General features: G+C 67.7%; 16 protein-coding genes and 1 pseudogene. 4 read left to right on the top strand and 13 right to left on the bottom strand.

The features are described 5' to 3' along the window. Positions 1–43 precede the first annotated feature (43 nt). From TVNIR_RS02870 to TVNIR_RS02810, 13 genes and pseudogenes are all read right to left on the bottom strand, one after another. Positions 44–415, bottom strand: a complete 372-nt coding sequence (locus TVNIR_RS02870; protein ID WP_015257471.1) for a helix-turn-helix domain-containing protein — start codon at positions 413–415, stop codon at positions 44–46. A gap of 278 nt (positions 416–693) precedes the next feature. Beyond that, entirely contained in the window at positions 694–1,026 is a 333-nt protein-coding gene (locus tag TVNIR_RS02865; protein WP_043739161.1) for a BrnT family toxin, read from the bottom strand. Between the two features lie 117 nt (positions 1,027–1,143). Continuing rightward, complete coding sequence (locus TVNIR_RS02860; protein ID WP_015257469.1) at positions 1,144–2,286, bottom strand: MBL fold/beta-CASP domain-containing RNA metallo-hydrolase; 1,143 nt, start codon at positions 2,284–2,286, stop codon at positions 1,144–1,146. Between the two features lie 1,027 nt (positions 2,287–3,313). Further along, the gene (locus tag TVNIR_RS02850; RefSeq protein WP_015257468.1) at positions 3,314–4,801 is read right to left on the bottom strand and encodes a glutamate synthase subunit beta; all 1,488 of its coding nucleotides are present in this window, start codon (positions 4,799–4,801) and stop codon (positions 3,314–3,316) included. An 11-nt stretch (positions 4,802–4,812) separates the two neighbouring features. Then, positions 4,813–7,281: a glutamate synthase-related protein gene (locus TVNIR_RS20120; RefSeq protein WP_015257467.1), complete on the bottom strand. Its 2,469-nt coding sequence runs from the start codon at positions 7,279–7,281 to the stop codon at positions 4,813–4,815. A 16-nt stretch (positions 7,282–7,297) separates the two neighbouring features. Next, positions 7,298–9,358 (bottom strand): annotated as a pseudogene (locus tag TVNIR_RS21195) (glutamate synthase central domain-containing protein); the annotation flags it as partial. A gap of 240 nt (positions 9,359–9,598) precedes the next feature. Further along, complete coding sequence (locus TVNIR_RS19525; RefSeq protein WP_043739159.1) at positions 9,599–9,952, bottom strand: YtxH domain-containing protein; 354 nt, start codon at positions 9,950–9,952, stop codon at positions 9,599–9,601. A 15-nt stretch (positions 9,953–9,967) separates the two neighbouring features. Continuing rightward, positions 9,968–12,124, bottom strand: a complete 2,157-nt coding sequence (locus TVNIR_RS02835) for a heavy metal translocating P-type ATPase (protein ID WP_015257464.1) — start codon at positions 12,122–12,124, stop codon at positions 9,968–9,970. Next, a complete protein-coding gene (locus TVNIR_RS02830) occupies positions 12,121–12,642 on the bottom strand; it encodes a ferritin-like domain-containing protein (protein WP_015257463.1) in 522 nt (173 codons plus the stop codon). Before TVNIR_RS02830 ends, TVNIR_RS02835 begins: the two co-directional genes overlap by 4 nt. A gap of 3 nt (positions 12,643–12,645) precedes the next feature. Continuing rightward, the gene (locus TVNIR_RS02825) at positions 12,646–13,035 is read right to left on the bottom strand and encodes a hypothetical protein (protein ID WP_015257462.1); all 390 of its coding nucleotides are present in this window, start codon (positions 13,033–13,035) and stop codon (positions 12,646–12,648) included. After that, entirely contained in the window at positions 13,028–13,390 is a 363-nt protein-coding gene (locus tag TVNIR_RS02820) for a magnetosome protein MamC family protein (RefSeq protein WP_015257461.1), read from the bottom strand. The genes TVNIR_RS02825 and TVNIR_RS02820 overlap by 8 nt, the downstream gene beginning before the upstream one ends. Next, entirely contained in the window at positions 13,387–14,001 is a 615-nt protein-coding gene (locus tag TVNIR_RS02815; protein WP_052316595.1) for a hypothetical protein, read from the bottom strand. Before TVNIR_RS02815 ends, TVNIR_RS02820 begins: the two co-directional genes overlap by 4 nt. Further along, a complete protein-coding gene (locus TVNIR_RS02810) occupies positions 13,998–14,378 on the bottom strand; it encodes a heavy-metal-associated domain-containing protein (RefSeq protein WP_015257459.1) in 381 nt (126 codons plus the stop codon). The genes TVNIR_RS02815 and TVNIR_RS02810 overlap by 4 nt, the downstream gene beginning before the upstream one ends. Before the next feature lie 599 nt (positions 14,379–14,977). On the opposite strand from TVNIR_RS02810, the gene TVNIR_RS20105 reads away from it, so the two are divergent. From TVNIR_RS20105 to TVNIR_RS02790, 4 genes are all read left to right on the top strand, one after another. After that, positions 14,978–15,544, top strand: coding sequence for a hypothetical protein (locus tag TVNIR_RS20105; protein ID WP_015257458.1), 567 nt, complete (start codon positions 14,978–14,980; stop codon positions 15,542–15,544). 265 nt (positions 15,545–15,809) lie between these two features. Continuing rightward, a complete protein-coding gene (locus tag TVNIR_RS02800) occupies positions 15,810–16,559 on the top strand; it encodes a hypothetical protein (RefSeq protein ID WP_043739157.1) in 750 nt (249 codons plus the stop codon). A gap of 356 nt (positions 16,560–16,915) precedes the next feature. Further along, positions 16,916–18,952, top strand: coding sequence for a TonB-dependent receptor plug domain-containing protein (locus tag TVNIR_RS02795; protein ID WP_052316594.1), 2,037 nt, complete (start codon positions 16,916–16,918; stop codon positions 18,950–18,952). A gap of 23 nt (positions 18,953–18,975) precedes the next feature. After that, positions 18,976–20,160, top strand: coding sequence for an HmuY family protein (locus TVNIR_RS02790; protein ID WP_083499326.1), 1,185 nt, complete (start codon positions 18,976–18,978; stop codon positions 20,158–20,160).

The raw sequence follows: 20,160 nt of genomic DNA, 5'->3' as shown, positions 1-20,160 counted from the left end.
GGCGCGTTCGCGGGCGACGTGGCAAACCACGCAAGACAGGCCGTTAGTGCTCCGCCGGCCGGCGAATCAGGCTCTCGGCAGGAATGCCCAGGGTGGTATGCAGGCGCCAGATCATGGCCAGGGTCAGCGGCCGCTTGCGACTCAGCACTTCGTACACGCGGTTGCGTTTCCCAATCATTGGCTCAAGATCCTTGGGGCTGAGGCCCTGCTGCTCCATCCGAAACAGGATGGCTTCAACAGGGTCCGGCAGGTCCATCGGGAACGTGCGTGCTTCATAGGCTTCCACGAGGGTGGAAAGCACATCCAGCCGGTCGCCTTCCGGCGTGCCCAGCGCAGGATCGGTTTCCATCAGCACGGCAATCTCCCGCAAGGCTTCGCGGTAGGCTTGCTCGTCGCGAATCGGTTTGATTTCCATGCTCCTGGCCTTCAGTTGATGTCTACAGTGGCGGCATCCACCGAATCGTATTGCGCATGGGTGCCAATGAATTCCTGATTATCACGGAAGCTCCGCAAGCTGGACTGGGCCATCTTCGAAACCAGCGTCATCGCGAGGAGCGAAGCCTTTAGCCGCGAGCGCAGCGTGGCGGGACGTGGCGATCCAGAGGGCGATGGCCGCCCCCCGCCGCGCCGCCTGGATTACTCGCTGCGCTCACCCTGCGGGCCAGCCTACGGCTGTTCAATGCGCTACGCGCGTTAGTGCCGCGCTTCGCTCGCAATGACGACCGACGCGGAGAGGTATCGCACTGGCTGAGGAGGTTTCGTGATAATCAGGTAACGTCTTACCTCACGCCGATTGGCCTTGCGCAGGCTGATGATACGGCGTCTTGCCCCTCGTTCTACATAGACTACCGAGTAGAGCCGGTCGTTCATCAGAGCAAGTCCCGCCATACGCGGTTCACCGTAGTGCTTCCGCCGGTCTTCCCAAGCGAGAAGCGTATCCCACGCGAGTCTCGAGGCCTCTGCGAGCGACACGCCGTGCTTGGCGAGATTGCGCGCGTCCTTGTCGTGGTCGTATTCCAGTTCCATGGAAAACCGTTGAAAACCGCTTCAGTTCGACATCGCCGACCGCCGCAGGAGCGGGCCTTGCACGCGAAGTGGCGTTCGGGGTTTCGAACCGGGGTCTGAGTCCTGTGCGGGGGTGCATTACGTGGCGAACGTGACCTCGACTGTGTGGCCGGTGGATTGGGCCCAGGTTTCGATTTCGGCTTTCAGGGCTTCCCGGGCGTCGCGTTCGCCGTGGATCAGGCGGATTTCCTTTGGCGCTTGCGGGATGCCCTGGATGAAGGCGAGCAGGTCGCTCTGGTCCGCGTGGGCGGAGTAGCCGCCGATGGTGTGTATGCGGGCGCGGATGTCGATGCGTTCGCCGTCGAGCTGCACCCAGCCGCCGCGCGGGCCGTGGCGCTGGATCGCGCGGCCGGGGGTGCCTTCGGCCTGGTAGCCGACGAACAGCACATCGTGGCGTTCGTCGCCGAGCATGCGCTTGAGGTAGTTCACAACCCTGCCCCCAGCGGCCATGCCGCTCGCCGCGATGACGACCGCGGGGCGGCCGGTGCGGGCGAGGTAGTCGACGGTCTGCAGGTGTTCTTCGTGGCTGTCGACGGTGTAGAGGTTCTCGAAGGCCAGCGGGTGGCGGCCGTGGTCCAGGCGTTCGCGGGCCTCGAGGTCCCAATAGGGTTTCAGGTCGCGGTAGGCCTCGGTGAAGCGGGCGGCGAGCGGGGAATCGACGATGATTTCGAGGTCCTGCCAGTGCGGGTCGGTGGCCTGGTGGATGAGGTCTTCGAGTTCGTAGAGCAGTTCCTGGGTGCGGCCGATGCTGAAGGCCGGGATGACGACGGTGCCGTTGTTTTCCAGCGCGTGGTCGATCGCGGCCTTCAGGCGCGCCTGGCGGGTGCCGCGGTCTTCGTGCACGCGGTCGCCGAAGGTGCTTTCGAGGATGAGGATGTCGGCACGCTCGGGCGGGTTGGGGGCCGGGAGCAGCGGGCTGTTCGGGGCCCCGAGGTCGCCGGAGAAGACGATGCGGGTGGTGGTGGGTGGGGTGGCGGCGTCGTGGGGGCCATCCCCAGCCGTCATCGCGAGCGGCGAAGGCGCGTGGCGATCCAGGCGCTGTATGGACTGCCGCGCCCCTTCGGGGCTCGCAGTGACGGGATGGGTGACACCGTCATCGCGAGAGCCTGTCATTGCCAGGCCGGAGGCCGTGGCAAAGGCCCGTGGCGATCCAGGCGGCGGTTGGACTGCCGCGTCGCCCTGTGGGCTCCTCGGCAGTGACGGTTGCATCTGCATGGTCATTGCGAGGGCCTGTCATTGCGAGGCCGGAGGCCGTGGCAAAGGCCCGTGGCAATCCAGACGGCGGTTGGACTGCCGCGTCGCCCTGTGGGCTCCTCGCAGTGACGGTTGCATCTGCATGGTCATTGCGAGGGCCTGTCATTGCGAGGCCGGAGGCCGTGGCAAAGGCCCGTGGCAATCCAGACGGCGGTTGGACTGCCGCGTCGCCCTGTGGGCTCCTCGCAGTGACGGTTGCATCTGCATGGTCATTGCGAGGGCCGGAGGCCCGTGGTGATGCAGGCGGCGCGGGGGGGACCATCGCCCTCTGGATCGCCACGTCCCGCCACGCTGCGCTCGCGGCTTAAGGCTTCGCTCCTCGCGATGACGCTGGTTTCGAAGATGGCCCAGTCCAGCTTGCGGAGCTTCCGTGATCATCAGGTTCTGCAATGGGCAAAACGACCGATTTCCGCTGCCCTTCGGCGTCGGTAATGAATTCAGGATGAAGAGCGGCAGCGCTCATGGTCGTCTCCGCAAATGACTCCCACCGGTGAACCTAGCTCAGTCTCGGGCATCGCCGCAAGCCAACGCATCCTCATCGCGGCTGGCGAGGCGCACTGACGATGCCCCTGTAGCAGCGTGCCTCGCATGCGAATCGGCGTTGGGTGGTGCTACGGGGCTTGGGCGCGCCGGCGACGCGTTGGCGGGCAGGCACGTTCCTACAGGGCGTTTTGGGTGAACCATTCGTAGGCACCCTTGAGCCCCGCCTCCAGCGGGATGCGCGGCTCCCAGCCCAGCGAGCGGATCAGGCTGATGTCGAGCAGCTTCCGCGGCATGCCGTCGGGCTTGCTGCTGTCAAAGGTCAGACGGCCCCGGAAGCCGGTCACGCGGGCGACGGTCTCGGCGAGTTCACGGATGCTGCAGTCGCCGCTATTGGATCGCGAAGGGTTTGTGAGACAGTTGGAGGCGCTTTACCGCACGGTGTGGCGTGAAGCACGTGGGCGCGCTCTACGAAAGTAGACTTCGCGGGTGAACCTCGAATCCGATGTCGCAGTCACAGGCCCCGCTGTGGGCTGGGCGGGTTCGGCGTTTGCAGGCTGGCCGGGAGCCGCGATGTTCCCATCAGCCAGGCGTCGATCTGCCGTGCGACATCGCGCCCCTCGCCGATGGCCCAGACCACGATCGACTGACCGCGGCTGGCGTCGCCGGCCACGAACACGCCCGGTATCGACGACATCTTCCGCTCGTCGGTTTCCAGCACGTTGCGCTGCGTGATCGTCAGGCGGGCGTCGTGCAACGGCGCGAGCTCCGGTCCCTCGAAGCCGATCGCGATCAGCACCAGGTCGGCCGGAATCCCGATCCCGCTCTCGCGCAGAATCTTCTCGGTCCGCCGGCCGTGGCGGTCGCGGTTCCAGTCGACCCGCTCGCATTCGATCCGATCGACGCGTCCGTCCCCGTCCGTATCGACGAAGGCGGCGACATTGAGGCTGAATGCTTCCTCCCCGCCTTCCTCGAGGGCATACGTCCTGCGATACGTCTGCGGCTGCTGCGGCCACGGGTTGTGCGCCGGCCGTTCCTCCGGCGGGCGGGGATTGATGCTCACCTGCAGTACCTTCCGCGCCCCCTGCCGATGCGCGGTGGCGACACAATCGGCACCGGTGTCGCCGCCTCCGAGCACCACCACCCGCCTGCCGCGGGCATCGTCGACGCCGTCTACCGGTCGCCCCGCCTGTCGCCGGTTCTCGGCGGTGAGGTACTCCATCCCGAACAGTATCCCGTCCAGGTCGCGCCCCGGCACCGCCACGTCGCGCGAGCGCAGCGCGCCAATCGCGAGACACACCGCGTCGAATCCCGCCTGCAGCTGCGCGAGCGGGACATCGACGCCGATGTTGACGCCGGTCCGGAAATCGATCCCCTCGTCGCGCAACTGCTGCACGCGGCGTTCGACCATGTGCTTGGCGAATTTGAAGTCGGGGATGCCGTAGACCATCAGGCCGCCGATCACGTCGTTGCGCTCGAATACCGTGACCCTGTGTCCGGCACGGTTGAGCTGCTGGGCGGCAGCGAGCCCCGCCGGCCCGCTGCCGACCACCGCCACCCGCTTTCCGGTGCGCTCGTTCGGCGGCCGCGGCACGATCCAGCCCTCCTCCCAGCCCCTGTCGACGATGGCCCGCTCGATGTCCTTGATGGTCACCGCGTCGTCGTTGCTGGCCAGCGTGCAGGCCGGTTCGCAGGGCGCCGGGCAGGTGTAGCCGGTGAACTCGGGGAAATTGTTGGTCGCATGCAGCCGCGCCAGCGCCTCCTCCCACAGACCCCGGTAGACGAGATCGTTCCACTCCGGGATCAGGTTCCCGATCGGGCAGCCGCCCATGCAGGTCGGCACGCCGCAGTCCATGCAGCGCTGTCCCTGGGTGCTCAGCTCGTTCTGATCCCATTCGAGGGCGTAGATCTGCCGGTAGTCGCGCGCGCGCGAACGCGCATCGCGGTAGCCGATCGTCCGCCGCGGGTGCCGCAAGAAACCATCGGGGTGATTTTCTGACATCACTCGAACCCTCAGGCAACGCGTGGTGGGAGACTCGCGCGGATATCCCGCCCAGTCGCGAGGTGCCGGGCCACAGCGTCCGCATAGGCTTCGGGTACCACCTTGGCGAAGATCTCGACCGACCGTTCCCAGTCTTCGAGGATCCGGGCCGCCAGGCGGCTGCGAGTGTAGCTGAAATGATTCTCCAGCAGCCGCCGCAGGAGTTCGCGGTCGCGTGCGTCACGCACCGGTTCGATCCGCCGGCCGTCCGGGTTCAGATGCCGTTCGGCAAGCCGTTCCCCGTCGAAGACATAGGCCTCGCCGCCGCTCATGCCGGCCCCGAAGTTCCGCCCGATCGGCCCGAGGATCACGGCCACCCCGCCGGTCATGTATTCGCAGCCATGGTCGCCCACCCCCTCGACGACGCTCAGTGCACCGGAGTTGCGCACGCAGAAGCGCTCGGCGCCGCGCCCGTTGAAATAAGCCTCGCCCCCGGTCGCGCCGAACAGCGCGACATTGCCCACGATCGTGTTCTCGGCGGCGGGATACCCGGCATCCGCCGGCGTACGCACGCTGATCACGCCACCCGAGAGCCCCTTGCCGGCGTAGTCGTTCAGGTCGCCCACGAGATGCAAGGCAATCCCACGGCACAGGAATGCCCCGAAACTCTGTCCCGCCGTTCCGGTACAGCGAACGTCGATCGTCCCGGCCGGCAGGCCCTGGGCGCCGTGGCGGCGGGTGACCTCGTAGCTCAGCAGCGTGCCGAAAGTCCGGTCACGGTTGCTCAGCTGGATATGAACCTTCACCGGACTGCCGTTTTCCAATGCCGGCCGCGCCTGTTCGATCACCTGGTGATCGATCTTCTGGTCCAGGCCGTGGTTCTGGGCGCGGGTTCTGCGCGGTGCATCGTCGGACGAAACGTGCCGCAGCAGTTCCGAGACATCGGGCTGGATGCCCTTGGGGTGCACGACCCGCTGCGCCCGCAGCCGGTCGACCCGGCCGATCATCTCGTCGATGCCGCGGAAACCGAGGGCCGCCAGGTTCTCGCGCACCTCGTCGGCGACGAAGCGCAGGTAGTTGACGACGTGCTCCGCGCGCCCCCGGAACCGCGCGCGCAGGCGCGGATCCTGCGTTGCGATCCCGACCGAGCAGGTGTTGCAGTGGCACTTGCGCAGCATGATGCAGCCGAGCGCCACCAGCGGCGCGGTGCCAAAGCCGTATTCCTCTGCGCCCAGCAGCGCCGCGATCACCACGTCGCGACCGGTCAGCAGCCCGCCATCCGCGCGCACGGTGATGCGCGAACGCAGCCGGTTGGCACGCAGCACCCGCTGGGTTTCCGCCACCCCGAACTCCCAGGGTGCCCCGGCGTGCTTGATCGAGGTCTTCATCGAGGCGCCGGTACCCCCGGAATCACCGCTGATCAGCACGGCGTCGGCGCGCGCCTTGGCCACCCCGGCGGCGATGGTGCCGACGTCGGCCTTCGAGACCAGCTTCACGTGGATTTCCGCAGCCGGATTCGCGCACTTCAGGTCGTGGATCAGCTGCTGCAAATCCTCGATCGAATAGATGTCGTGATGCGGGGGCGGCGAAATCAGGCCGACGCCGGGCACCGTAAAACGGACCCGTGCGATGCCCTCGTCGACTTTGCCGCCGGGCAGCTCGCCCCCCTCGCCGGGCTTGGAGCCCTGGGCCATCTTGATCTCGATCTGGCGGGCCCGGGCCAGGTAGTGGGCCGTGACCCCGAAGCGGCCGCTCGCGACCTGCTTCATCGAGCATTCGCGTTCGGTACCAAAGCGCTCCACCTGCTCGCCCCCCTCCCCAGTGCCCGATTTTCCGCCGATCCGGTTCATCGCGATCGCAAGCGTCTCGTGAACTTCCTGACTCAGCGCACCGAAAGACATCGAGCCGGTGGAGAAGCGTTTCATGATCGACTCGACCGGCTCGACCTCGTCGAGCGGGAGCGCGCAGGCGTCGTCGGCCACGAGTTCCAGCAGACCCCGGAGGTTGAGCAGCCCTCCCCCCTGCTGGTTGGCATGGCGGGCAAAGTCGCGGTAGGCCTCGGGATCGTTGCCACGTGCCGCCTGCTGCAGCTTGCCGATGGTATACGGGTTCCAGTGGTGGCGTTCGCCGTCGCGGCGCCAGTAGAGATGCCCGCCGGGATCCAGCGGCAGGTTGCCGATCACCGGGGTGCCGAACGCGATCCCGTGAGCCGCGAGTGTCTCCCGTTCCAGTTCCTCGATGCCGACCCCGGGAACATGGGCCGTCGTGCCGGTGAAGAACTCGTCGACGAACTCGTGATCCAGCCCCATCGACTCGAAGATCTGCGCGCCCTTGTAGCCCTGCAGCGTCGAGATCCCCATCTTCGACATCACCTTGCGGAGGCCACCCTCGACAGCCCTGCGATAGCGCTCGACCGCCTGGCCGATCTCGGTCTCGAGGTAGCCGCGTGCCCCCCCCCAGGTCGGCGATGCCCCGGTAGGCCAGCCACGGATGCACCGCATCCGCCCCGTAACCGATCAGCGTGCAGAAGTCGTGCACCGTGTGCGGCTCGCCCGCGTCCACCACGATCGCCGTACGGATTCTCAGGCCCTTGCGGATCAGATGGTGATGCAGTGCCGACACCGCCAGCAGGCTCGGGATTGCGACGCGGCCAGGTCCGACCGAACGATCGGTCAGCACCAGGATCCCGTAGCCGTCACCGAGCGCCCGCACCGCCTTGTGGCGCATCGCCCGGATCGCCGCGACCATGCCGTAGCCCTTCGCGTAGGCGATGTCGATCCGGCGGCTGTGCAGGCCATCGCGGTCGAGCCGCTCGATCGCGCGAAGCTGCGGGCTGCTGAGCACGGGCGACTCGAGGTAGAGCTGCCGGCAGTGGCCGGCAGTCTCCGCCAGCAGGTTCCCGCGCGGACCGATCGCGTCGCCGAGCGAGGTCACCAGCGCCTCGCGGATGTAGTCCAGCGGCGGATTGGAGACCTGCGCGAACTGCTGCAGGAAATAGTGGCTCAGCGGGCGTGGCCGCGCCGACAGCACGGCCGGTGGGGTATCGCTGCCCATGGCGCCGATCGGATCCGTGCCGGTGGACGCCATGGACTGTACGAGGACGCGCAGTGATTCCATCGTGTGCCCGAACGCGCGCTGGTATTCGTGCAGCGGGCGTTCCAGCGAACCAGACGGCAGGGGCTCATCGGAGGGGTCGACCCGGTCGGCCAGCATCACACGCCCGGTCTCGAGCCAGGCCTCGTAGGGGCGACCTGCAAGTTCGGCAAACACCTCCTCCTCGGGAACGATTCCACCGCGGGCGGGATCGAGCACGAACAGCGCACCGGGTTTCAGCCGTCCCCTCGCAAGAACATCGCGCGCGGGAACATCCAGCACTCCGGTCTCGCTGGCCATGACCAGCCGTCGATCACGGGTGATGCTGTACCGGCAGGGCCGCAGCCCGTTCCGGTCCAGCACGGCGGCGAGCCGCTGCCCGTCGGTGGCGACCACCAGCGCCGGCCCGTCCCAGGGCTCCATCAGCGCGCTGTGATACGCATAGAAGGCGCGCCGGCTCGGGTCCATGTACTGATCCTGTTGTTCCCAGGCCTCCGGGATCAGCATGCGCAGCGCGTGCGGCAGGCTGCGTCCGGAAACCGCGAGCAGTTCCAGCACGTTATCCAGTTGTGCGCTGTCGCTGAGTCCCTCCCCCGTAAGCGGCCTGATTTTCCCAATGTCGGCGCCGAAGCGCGGCGATGCGAGCGTCGCCTCGCGCGCCCGCATCCAGTTCTGGTTGCCGCGCAGCGTGTTGATCTCTCCGTTGTGCACGAGGTAACGATAGGGGTGCGCGAGATCCCAGGCCCCGAGGGTGTTGGTGGAAAAACGCGCGTGCACCAGGACCATTGCGGAGGTGACGCGCGAATCGGACAGGTCGGGGTAATAGGCGCTCAGCTGTGCACAGGTCAGCAGACCCTTGTATACGATCGTGGTCCGGGACAGCGAGCAGATATAGAAGACCTCCTCACCGTACCCGACCAGACCCCGGTACAGGGCCTCGTTCTCGATCTCGCGCCGCAGCACGTACAGCGCAACGTCCAGGTCCGGGGGTTGCAGCGTCTCCCCGGGCCGGACGAAGAACTGCTGCGAGACGGGTTCGCTTTCGAGCGCTGTCTTCCCCAGCCCGCGGTTGTCCGTCGGCACCGCACGCCATGCGACCAGGTCGAAGCCGCGCTCCCGGCAGCGGGCGGCGATCAGCGAACGGAGCGCGGCCCGCTGGTCCACGTCCCGGGGCATGAACACCTGCCCGACGCCGTAGCTGTCGGGATCCCCGAGGCCGGGAAACTCTTCCCGGAAGAACATATGCGGCTTCTGCAACAGCATGCCGGCCCCGTCGCCGGTGTTCTCCTCGGCCCCGCGCGCACCCCGATGGTCGAGGTTTTCGAGGCATTCGATACCGTCCCGCACCAGCCGATGGCTGCGGTGGCCATCGAGATCGGCGACCACACCCACGCCGCAGCTCGAGACACCGATCGAGCGCGGGCACCGCGCATGGCCCAGCGCCCCGGTCAGCGCCGGGCGACGCAACCCCTGGAACACTGTCATCTGCACACTCCGAACGGATCCGCCCGGGAACCGCAAGGGACCCTGCCTTCACTGTGCGCCCGGACCAGCCGCGAATCAATTGCGAATGTGCGCCGCGTTTCAGATGTGTGGGCGGAAAAGGCCGAAGGCCGTCATCCGCCGGCTGGCGCCCGGGACACCCCGACGCAGGGGGGCTCCGCCCTGTGCGGTGGGGCGGAGGACGCTGCGCTCGTCCGGCCTACGGGTGATGGGCGCCGCGTTTCAGGTTTCGTCGGGCTTCGGAGGTTCCGCAGGTGCCTCGCGCGCCTTGCGGGTCGCCGGTTTGCGGCTGGCGGTGCGTCGCGCGGGTTTCCGGGGTTCCGGCGATGTGGCTGCAGCCGGCGCTTCGGCAGCAGCGGGGCCCGCAGCCTGGCCGCCACCCGGCATCGCCTCGCGAACCTGCGAGAGGCTTTTGGAAACCTTGCCGGACACCTCACCTGCAGTCTTTTGCACTTTGCGCGAGATGCCGGTTGCCGACTGGCGCAGGTCGTCGCGAGCCTTTTCGTCACGAAACAGGTAGACCGCCAGACCGCCGACGACTGCGCCGGCCACGAAAGGAATCAGATGATATGCCATGAGGTTGTCCTCCGTTCAACTGCGTTGTGAGGGCACTGCGCGTGCACCGCTCGCTGGTTTGGACAGTGCCGGCACCGGATGCTCCCGTGCATCCAGCCCGCGCAAGGCCCTGACCAGCAATCCCACGGTCGTTCCATTGTGCAGCACGGCCGTTGCCACCGGGGACAGCCAGCCCAAAGCCGCGCCGATCATCACCCCGGTGTTGATGCCGATCGCGGCGCGGTAGTTCGTCGCGACCATGCCCATGGTGCGCTGGGCGATATCGACGGCGTCGAGCAACATGTCCAGCCGGTCCTCGAGCAGCACCACGTCCGCGGTCGCGCGTGCGAGCTCGGTGCCGCGGGACATCGCGATGCCCACGTCGGCAGCGGCCAGCGCCGGACCATCGTTCACCCCGTCGCCGACGAACGCGACCCGGCGGCCCTCGGCGCGCAGCTGTTCCAGCACCCGGGCCTTGTCCTCGGGGACCTGTTCCGCGAAGACTTCGTCGATCCCGAGCTCCCGGGCCAGCGCATCCGCCCGGCGGCGGTGATCGCCGGTGAGCATCACCAGGTGCTTCACGCCCAACCGGCGCAGCCCGGCGAGCACGGCCGCGGCGTCCTCGCGCAGCGTGTCGCGCAGGGCGATCAGGCCGATGGCCTCCTGCTCCGTACCGACGTACAGCAAGGTCTTGCCTTCCTCCTGGAGCGCGGCGATCGCCGCTTCGAAACCGTCGAAGCGTACACCATGGTGTTCCTCGAGAAAGTGCCGGCTGCCGATCAGGAGCCGGTCGCCGTTCACCGGGCAGGTCATCCCGTGGGCGACGAGGTAGTCGACCTCGCCGTGGTCGATGTGGTTGAGCTTCTCCTCGCGGGCCTTGCGCACGATCGCCTCGGCGATCGGATGGCTGGCGTGTTCCTCGATCGACGCGGTGACCGCGAGCAGCCGGGTCCGCGACCACCGCTCGGTGTTCAGCACGACCACGTCGCTGACCTCGAGGTCGCTGCGGGTCAGGGTCCCCGTCTTGTCGAACACGACGGTGTCGATCTCGGCGAGGTGTTCGATCGCCTCGCCCCCCTTGAGCAGGATGCCGGAGCGAGCCGCATGGTAAATACCCGAACGGAAGGCCAGCGGCGTGCCGAGCTTGAGGGCGCAGGAGTAATCGACCAGGAACACCGACGACAGGCGCCGCCCGTCGCCGGTCAGCCCATAGACCAGCGCGCCCGTGCCGAGGGTGATGTAGACCCGTCGGTCGGCCAGGCGCTCGGCCATGCGCTGGGTGTCGGAGGGCTTGTCCAGCGAGGCGTCGATGAAGCGCGCGATGCGCGCGGTGGTCGTCTCGTCGCCGACGTGCCGCGCCTCGATCCGCAGCCGCCCATCCTCGATCACGGTGCCCGCAATCACACGGTCCATCAACTCCTTGCGCACGGGTACGGGCTCGCCGGTGATGCTGGACTGGTTGACCAGCGCGGTCCCGTCCAGCACCAGCCCGTCGACCCCGATCTTCTCGCCGGGGCCAACCTCGACGCGTTCCCCGGTACGGATCTGGTCGTCGGGGATCTGCACCAGCACCCCGCCGCGCTCGACCCAGGCCAGCCCCGGCTCGGGGCGCAGCAGACGGCGCAGCATCCGGTCGGACTGGCGCTCGGTGCGTTTTTCGAGGTAACCGCCGAGTTCCATCAGAAAGTCGGTGGCGTTGGCGGTGAAATGCTCGCCGCGCCCAGCCGAGAGGCCGATCGCAACCGCGTCCAGAACCTCGATCTTCAGCCCGCGATGGATGAATGTGTCGACCCCGCGCAGCAGGGTCTTGCTGATGTTGACGAGGGTGACCAGCCGGCGCAGCGGTGGCGACAGGAACGGCAGCAGCACGAGCACGACGAGGCTCGCGATCATCGGCGCCAGTTCCGCCGGCTCGGTCGGCTCGGCCTCGCCGGCCGGAATGCGCAGGCTTGGCAGCGCTCGCAGCCGATCCCGGACGGCGCGGCGGGTGCCCGCCGCGCCGTCGTAATCGAACACCACGCAGCGCGCATGCCGGTTGATCCGTACCGCCTCCACCCCCGGTACCGACTCGAGCCAGGCCTCGAGCCAGGCGAAGTCGATGCGCGGATCACCGAGGCGGGCGAGCTGGAAGCGCAGACGCGTCGGTGTCCGGTGGACCAGCCGCGGATCCCCGCGCGTAGGCCGGGCGATCATGCCGAACCCCGGCGCAGCAGCCAGACCGCTCCGAAGCCGGCCGCCAGGCCGAGCAGCAGCGCTGAGGCCGCGCCTGTCGCCGCCGGCCCCGGAACAGGAAGCCCGGCCCGACCCGCACAGCGCTGGAAAGCCGGCAGGTGACGGTAGGCCGAAGCGTTGCGCAGACTGGCGAACACCGCGCGCACGTCCGGCTCGCCGACCTGTGCCAGCAGGTGGTCGTACAGGCTGTAGTTGCCGATCTCACCGGCCACGCCGGCGGCGCAGGCCGCCGCCAGCGTGGGCGGTGCTGCGACACGGCCGGCCCAACGGTCAGCCGGCGGCGCCACGCCGTAGCGCGGGAACAGCGGCAGCAGCGCGTCGATATGCCGCTGCTCGGCCGCGGCGATTTCGACGAACGGCGTGACCGGTCCGAAGGCATCGAGCACCGCCCGGTAGCTCGCCCGGGCGCGGTACTCGTCATCGAGGGCAAACGACAGGGCTTGGTCGGGCGTGAACGTCGTCGGTGCCCCGGGCTGCACGCCTCAGTCCTCTCGCTCTGCCTCGGAGGCGTGCAGCTCGGCCTCGGCGTCGCGGAAGCGCTCCTTCATCTCCTCGATTCCGCCCTGCAGCATGGACCAGGCCCTGACGGCCGTCCGGATCGCATTCTGCTGCACCGTCTCGTTGGTCAGCAGGTAGGCGGCCACGGCACCGACCAGCGCGCCCTTGATGAAGCGTGGGTTGCCGGGCAGCGCCGAAGTGGGTGGTGGTGAATTATGCGCAGGCGTTGGCGGTACCGGGGCATAGAACATCGGCGGCTGCTGGAACTGGGCCGCCCCCGGGAACGGTTGCCCCGCCCCCGTCGGCGGCCAGCCCGGCTGCACGCCCATCGGTACCTGCCAGTACGCGCCCGGCTGGCGGAAGTGCTCATTCATGGCTCGACTCCTGTTGCCGGGCGGTGAGCGCATACATCACCGCGGTGCCGGTGGCCAGGGTGGCGGCCGCCGCGAGCACGGGATTCCCGGCGAACATGCGCCCGACGGCCGATGCGGCCGCCGTCGCAACGCCCGCCTGCAGGCTCGTCTTCACGCTGCTGCCAAGCGCTTCCTGCCAGCCGATGCCCTGGTCACGCATGCGGTGCAGGTGGAGAGCAGCGGCGCCAGCGCCGCCGACCATCATGCCGGTCCGTGCCGCATCGAGCAGCCGGTTCAGTTCCTGCTGCGGCTGCAATGCCGCGGGATGCTGGGGGTAGGGCGACAGCACCTGCATCGGGTAGTGGTGGGTGGTCATCGGGCATTCTCCTCCGGGTCTGTTTCGGTGTCTTCGGCGGCGTCATCACGATCAGCGGAGCCTTCGCCACCGAGACCGGACTTGACCGCGGCGGTGGCCTTTGCCGCGCCGCCGGCCAGGGTCTCGCGCAGGTTCTCGTTGGTCAGCAGCAGCACGACGGCGGCACCGACCATCGCGCCCTTCCAGAAATCTCCGTCACCGAAGTTGAAAAGATCCTTGAGCATCCCGAGCCCGGCCTGGTCGGCGATGTTTCCCATCGCCGCCCCGAACCCCTGCGTGTCGGGGCCCGGTGCCGCGCTGGCCTGCCCGGGCCACGCCTGACCGCCTCCCGCCGCAGCCCAGGGGTATGCAGCAGCGCCGTACGGGCCGTATCCGTACGGAGGCGGGGCCATCGCGAAACCCGGCGGCGGATACCCTGGCCAGGGCGATGCCCCCGGCCAGCCCGACCCGTAGGGGTACGGCCAGGCACCGTGAAAACCGTGGGCAACGCCAGGCTCCGGGCCGCCGCCCGGGGCTGTACCCGTTCCCTCCGGCGCCGCCGCCGCGTTGCCCCCGGTGTTGCCCGCCTGGGCCGCACCTGGGTTCTGCCAACCGTGTTCGGGGTGATTCATGTGTGCTCCTCGTCAGATGAATGTTGGGGCCTCGCGTTCCGGAGGCTGCTGGCGAGCGATGCGGGATCCGGACCGAGCAGCGACTGCAGCCGCGCCCGCGCTGCTTCCGGATCCCCGTTCAGGAGCAGATCCCAGGTGTCGGGGGCGATCCGATCGGGGGAATATTCAACGACGACGGAGCCTGCGGCGGGGTTGACCCGCACCGCGCCGATCCCTTCGATCGCCCGCAGCGCCGGCTCGATCCGGCTGCGGTCCACCTGCCCCAGCCGGCGCGCCAGCGTGGGCGCAATCCGCAGCCGGATGCGGCCACGGAAATGATGCGCGATGCGTACATGTCCACGCAGCGCGAGCAGGATGTCGAGATCACCGGAACTCACCGCACCCATCCGGATGTGCGTCGTCGCCGGACGTAGTCAACCACCGGCGCGCGTGCCGGGGCTCGAGAAAAGAGACGGGGGTCTTGCCGCATGGCCAGCTACCTCGCGCAAACTTGTGGTATCGCGGTGACTGGCTGGCTTGCCGAAGTAATGGAGCGCGGAAGTTCTGTTCGGCTGGCTGGCTGGGCGCCCCGCAGGCGGCGCGCTTCACTGCAAGCATAGGAGAGGGCAGCCGGACTCCGCAAGCCGCGTTCGGCCCCCAGCACGGGCCGCGCCGCATGGAAGAATCCCGACGGCGGTTCACGACTTGACAACCAGATCCGTAATAGGAATCATTCTCACCTGTAGGTTCTGCGAATCAACCTCGCAGGTCGCAAGCCAGCCAGCGGAAACCTGATACCGAATGGTAGACGCGTCGCCAGCCGATCCTTTCAGAGAACCCGAGGAGAGCCCATGTGCTGCAACGACGTTCTGGCCACGCCCGTCCTCCGGGGCACGATGCCCCGCGGTCCCATACCCGTATGCGCGAGGCGACCGATTGCGGCCCCGCACCGAGGGAATCCGCAATGCCCGCAGCGCTTTGCAGACGGGAGGAGCCGATGATGGAGATTCAGCGAGCACTCACCCAGGGCGCAACCTGGGCGGTGGCCATCGGCCAGGTTCCGGCATTGCTCGAGCTGATCGACGAGCAGCAGATTCCAGTGGACATCTGCCTGACCCAGGGCACCGGCACGGTGTCGCTGCGCACCGAACCAGTCTACTGCCGGCGGTGCGCGCAGAGCCTGAAGCTCGAGGGCCCGGGCACCTCGGTCCAGATCGATCTCGATCGGCTGGCGGAGGCACGCGCGGTCAGCCGCGCGGCGGGCGCTCGGCGGCGGATCAGCCTGCAACTCGTGGCTGAGTCGGGAACGGCATTGCTGACGATCACGGGTCCCACGCCAGGAGAGGGTCACGCGGGGCAAGTCTGGCAACTGGTGATGGAATCCCTGCTCCCGGCCAACGTCGGGACGCGTCCGCCGCAGGCGTCCGTCGGCCCGACCCCGACTCCCGCCGAGAGCGTGCCGACGAGACAGCCGCCCTACCCGACCCGACGCGATGCCCGAACGCTGCCCACCGGGCACCAGGGACTCGCACCGGAGCACGTTGCAGCCGACTTCCGGGGCTGACTCTCATGGCACACGCGGCCACCCCTGAGGATGAAAGTGGCGTAGGGCGGAAGAGCGCAGCGTCATCCGCCCTGCGGGTCGCCAGGGACACGAGACAGGCCGTGACTTTCACGCTAGCCCGGCTTATGCGACTCGTCTCAAAGGCAGGGCCGACGACCAACGCTTGCGCCGCGGCCCGTCGGCCACCGGCGCGGACCCGAAGGACGACGCGGGCACCGCGACCCGGATCTGCCCCGTTCTCGCGGCACGGGTAAGGAGGAAGAAAATGATGTCTGGATTCGAATGGGTGGCGCTGGTCCTGGTGTCGACGGTTCTCGTCGCGCTCGCGCTGTTGACCGCGCTTTGGTTCGAGACGCAGCGGCTGGAAGATGCCTGGGCCCTGTCCCGGCTGGGTGAGCCCCTTGGATTGCGCTACCGGGTTCTCGGACGCGACTACCTGGCACACCCCGAGCCGTTCGTAGTGCACGAAAAGCCCGGTGCGGCCGCCGAGAACAGCGTGATCGAACGCAGCCTGGTGAGCACGCGTGCACAGGGATTGCCAGCCGTATTCGAGTACGTGACCTACCGCGATCCCATGCGGTTGCGTCGGTTCGGACCGCCCTTTCTGGTGCTCGCCGTGCGCGTTCCCGCCGGAATCCCTTCCTTCCGGTTGCGGCCCAAGGGACTGTTCGAGGCATTCCTGAACATTGCCCATCGCGATGTTCCACAGCGCTATCGCGTGCCACCGGGCTGGGTCATGCACATCGACGGACCGGAGGACGCGGGGTCGGAGCAGCCGCTGCCGGACCTGCGTCGGCTGGCCAAGTCGGGGCTCTGGATCCAGGTCTCCGGAAATGCCCTGTTCGCAGCCCGGCCGCTGAAGCCCTGGCAGGTGTCTTGCTTCACGCAGGAGGGAATCCATGCGCTGATCCGCCAGGGCCTGCCGGTCCTCCAAGCGCTCGATTCGCCTGATGCTCCGCAACTGGAAACCCTGGTGCCACCACGCACGCTGCACGCGCAGGCGACCGGAGGATAGCCCTCCGCGAGTCTCGGGCGCGGGCACCGCTTCCTTTCCGCTCCCATTCCACGGCCGACAGCGTCGCGCCGAACCCCTGCCAAGGGGGTTTGAATTAGATCTGCGAATGGTTATCATCCGCATTTCATGGCCATCCAGAATCTGCGGGTGGCTAATGCCCGCAAAGGGCAATCGTGATCGCCGCGGAATGCGGATCGGTTGCGAGACTTTCTTGGATTGCCACCCAGCCTTCCCCGGCAGTTGCCGGATCCGCCAGGTAGCACGTGTCCGTGATGTTTACGGTCAAGGCGGGTTGGGCTGCGGAGCCGCAGATCCCCCGCCTTGCGTGAGACCGCAACGGGTGTTGGGGAGATGCCATGCCTCGGTTCAAGTTTTCGACCCTCGCTATTCTGCTAGCCGGCGTCGGTGCGGCTGTGCCGAACGTACAGGCCGATCCTGCCGAGCACCCGCTGTCCGCGGGCGAACCCGCCCTTCTTCCTCAGATCGTGATCACGGGCACGCGAACCGAGCGCCTGCTCGAAGATGTCCCGGTCCGCACTCAGGTGATCGACCGCGCCACGCTGGAAAGGCGCCAGGCCCGCGATCTGGCCGATGCGCTGCGCCTGTTGCCCGGGGTCTACCTGCGCACCATCCACGGCAAGCAGGGACAGGAAATCTGGATGCAGGGGCTGGACGGCGACCGGGTGCTGATCCTGATCGACGGCATTCCCGCGATCGCTTCCACAGGGAGCACCGTGGACCTGACCCAGATCATGGTCGCCGACGTCGAGCGGATCGAGGTCGTGCGTGGGGCCACCTCAGCGCTCTACGGGTCTTCCGCGATGGGTGGTGTGATCAACGTGATCACCCGCCGCCCCGAAGCCACGGCTTATCGGCTGCAGGCCGAGGTCGGTGCATACGATCGGCGCGGCGACGGCGACGTACCACACGGCGCCCACCTGCTCGGCCGCTGGAGCCGCGGCGGCGAATACGTCTCCGCGGAGTTCACGGGCGACTGGCGTCGCAACGACGGCTTTTCCCTGCAGCCGGAGCGCTTCGCCCAGGACGTGCACGGCATCGAGCACCTCAACCTGTCGTCGCGGCTCGACTGGAACCTCGCGCCGCGCAGCCGGTTCAGCCTGCGTCCCACCTGGATGCAGGAGGACAAAACACAGCGCGTGTCCGTGTCCCTGCCCGGCGGAGCCGAAGGCCGCCGGGTGAAGGAGGAGACCGTGCGCCAGCCCGGGCTGGTGCTCGACCTCAATCGGGCGACCGATGACCGGAGTGACTGGCGAATGACGGCGTCGTGGTCGCGCTTCGAGAACCAGACGTCCGAACGTTCCGTCGCCGGCGACCCGCTCACGCGCCGAGACGCTGAGATCGTTTCCCGGCGTATCGAAGGCCAGTGGAATCACGAATGGAACCGGCGCCACTGGCTCACCCTGGGTGCTCTCGCCCGGGACGAGCGCCTGGATCAGACCAAGGACAACTGGGTGGGCGGGGTTGTGGTCGGCAGCGATGAAATCGAGCCCGGGGCGCGCCACCGCAACCAGGAGGTGTTTGCTCAGGACAACATCTTCTTCGGCGAGAAGAGCGAGATCCTGGCCGGACTGCGCTATCAGCATGACAGTGATTTCGGGGGCTTCCTCGCACCGAGTCTGAACCTCAAGCGGCAGGTCGATTCAGGGGGCGGGCGCCTGAATCTGCGTGCCGGGGTGGGGCGTGGCTATCGCGTACCCAACCTGAAGGAACGCTACTTCGAGTTCGACCAGAGCAGTCTGGGTTACAGGGTGGCCGGCAACCCGGACCTGCAGCCCGAAAGCTCGGTGAGTGTTCAGATCGGTGCCGAGTGGCTGCCGCTGAACAGCCGGGCCCCGCGCTGGGATGTGAACCTGTTCCATAACGACATACGCGACCTGATCACCACCGAGTTCAATACCGATCTGACCGAGCAGGAGGGTCTGCAGGTCTTCGACTACCGCAACCTGGCTCGGGCCCGGACCTGGGGCGTTGAAACCGGCCTTGCCTGGCAGATCAGCCGCGACCTGCGCTGGGACCTCGGATACACCTGGCTGCAGGCGGAAGACCAGGATACCGGCCGAACGCTTCCCCTGCGCCCTGCGCACCAGGTCAAAACCGAACTGATTCACCAACGCGGACGCCTGCAGCTATCCGCCGGCGCCGAGTACCAATCCAGCGAGTTCATCGACAGTGCCAACACGGACAAATCGCCGGCTTGGACCCGCGTGAATCTGCGCGGTGCATGGCGCCACGGGCCGGTCACCTGGCTCGCGGGCGTGGACAACGTGTTCGACCAGGTTCCGGCGGCCGGCGACGCCGCGGACTTCAGCCCGAAACCGGGCCGTTACGTTTACCTCGGCCTGCGTCTCGACGGCCCCTTCGGCTCCCAATGACCCCGATCCACAGGAGTGATTCCATGTCTAGCGCATCCCTTCGCCTGTTCGCTGCAACCGTTTCCGCCGTGTTCGCGACCGCCTGCGGTAGTGGCGGCTCCAGCGGCGAACCGTCCGGTTCATCCGACGGAGGCGACGCACCACCGCCGACGGACGTCAGATCCTTGCAGATCGACGCGACCAGCTCGGCCGAATACGTGCACCTGAACCTGCACACGGGACAGGCGGTGGAGGTCGCGGCGCAGTCCGAGGTTGCAACCGAGTGGCACATCGCGTTCCGCCGCTTCAACGTGATGCTGAATGGCGGTACCTCGGGGCCGGGCGACGTGGCCGGTGCACTGGTGGCAGCACAGGACGACTTCTACGACGATAACAACACTCCGATTACCAGCCGCTTCACCAATGCGACCGCCGACAGTGAGCGGCCGGTCCTGATGGCCGAGATCGCTGAACCCGGGGCAGACGACTGGATCCGGGACAGCGTGACCACCGTGCTGAGCGGCACCAGCGCAACCGACGGCGGCTGGTACCTCTACAACCCGGCCGATGGGACCATGCTCCCGAATCCGGACCGTGGCTGGCTGCTGCGCTCGGGCGAGGGCAACAGCTACGCCCGCATGCGCATGACGGAACTCACGTTCGACACGCGCTCGGGCCGGGGTGTCGAGCATTTCCGCTTCGAGTTCGACCTGCAGCCGGCGGGGGTTGGCCAGTTCACGGGCCAGGCGGCGTTCGAGGGGTTGATACCGCCAGGCGGCGGCGAGGTGTGCTTCGACTTCGATGCCGACCTGATCGTCGCTTGCTCGGGTACCGACTGGGACCTCAAGCTCGGCTTCCTCGGAAGATCCTTTTACCTGCGCAGCAATGGGGGTGTAAGCGGCGAAGGCAGCGGCGCCGCGTTCGGCCCGTTCGACTGGGCGCAACTGGCCACCTATACCAGCGCAACGATGGACCCGGGCGGCACGCCGCTGGCCGGCCTGTATGTGCCGGACAGCTCCAGCGGCGTCTTCAGCGAACACCCCTGGTACGCCTACAACCTGGCGGGACAACACCGGCTCTGGCCGAACTACCGAGTCTACCTGGTCGATACCGACCGTGGCGATGACGCTGCGCCGCGCTACGCGCTGCAAATCACCGGCTACTACAGCGACGCCGGTGTCTCCGGGCACCCCCGGATTCGCTATCGGCCGGTACCGGCAACGCAATGA

The organism is Thioalkalivibrio nitratireducens DSM 14787, from assembly GCF_000321415.2.
Lineage (GTDB): Bacteria > Pseudomonadota > Gammaproteobacteria > Ectothiorhodospirales > Ectothiorhodospiraceae > Thioalkalivibrio > Thioalkalivibrio nitratireducens.
This window is presented reverse-complemented; position numbering and strand designations above follow the sequence as displayed.

What these genes read in the sequence shown, in the direction of transcription:
- TVNIR_RS20105 (WP_015257458.1), top strand. Translation starts at nt 14,978, where the DNA reads ATGATGGAGATTCAGCGAGCACTCACCCAGGGCGCAACCTGGGCGGTG.
- TVNIR_RS02820 (WP_015257461.1), bottom strand. Translation starts at nt 13,390, where the DNA reads ATGACCACCCACCACTACCCGATGCAGGTGCTGTCGCCCTACCCCCAG.
- TVNIR_RS02815 (WP_052316595.1), bottom strand. Translation starts at nt 14,001, where the DNA reads ATGAATCACCCCGAACACGGTTGGCAGAACCCAGGTGCGGCCCAGGCG.
- TVNIR_RS02865 (WP_043739161.1), bottom strand. Translation starts at nt 1,026, where the DNA reads ATGGAACTGGAATACGACCACGACAAGGACGCGCGCAATCTCGCCAAG.
- TVNIR_RS02825 (WP_015257462.1), bottom strand. Translation starts at nt 13,035, where the DNA reads ATGAATGAGCACTTCCGCCAGCCGGGCGCGTACTGGCAGGTACCGATG.
- TVNIR_RS02790 (WP_083499326.1), top strand. Translation starts at nt 18,976, where the DNA reads ATGTCTAGCGCATCCCTTCGCCTGTTCGCTGCAACCGTTTCCGCCGTG.
- TVNIR_RS02850 (WP_015257468.1), bottom strand. Translation starts at nt 4,801, where the DNA reads ATGTCAGAAAATCACCCCGATGGTTTCTTGCGGCACCCGCGGCGGACG.
- TVNIR_RS02860 (WP_015257469.1), bottom strand. Translation starts at nt 2,286, where the DNA reads ATGACCATGCAGATGCAACCGTCACTGCCGAGGAGCCCACAGGGCGAC.
- TVNIR_RS02795 (WP_052316594.1), top strand. Translation starts at nt 16,916, where the DNA reads ATGCCTCGGTTCAAGTTTTCGACCCTCGCTATTCTGCTAGCCGGCGTC.
- TVNIR_RS02835 (WP_015257464.1), bottom strand. Translation starts at nt 12,124, where the DNA reads ATGATCGCCCGGCCTACGCGCGGGGATCCGCGGCTGGTCCACCGGACA.
- TVNIR_RS19525 (WP_043739159.1), bottom strand. Translation starts at nt 9,952, where the DNA reads ATGGCATATCATCTGATTCCTTTCGTGGCCGGCGCAGTCGTCGGCGGT.
- TVNIR_RS02800 (WP_043739157.1), top strand. Translation starts at nt 15,810, where the DNA reads ATGATGTCTGGATTCGAATGGGTGGCGCTGGTCCTGGTGTCGACGGTT.
- TVNIR_RS20120 (WP_015257467.1), bottom strand. Translation starts at nt 7,281, where the DNA reads ATGCGGTGCATCCGTGGCTGGCCTACCGGGGCATCGCCGACCTGGGGG.
- TVNIR_RS02870 (WP_015257471.1), bottom strand. Translation starts at nt 415, where the DNA reads ATGGAAATCAAACCGATTCGCGACGAGCAAGCCTACCGCGAAGCCTTG.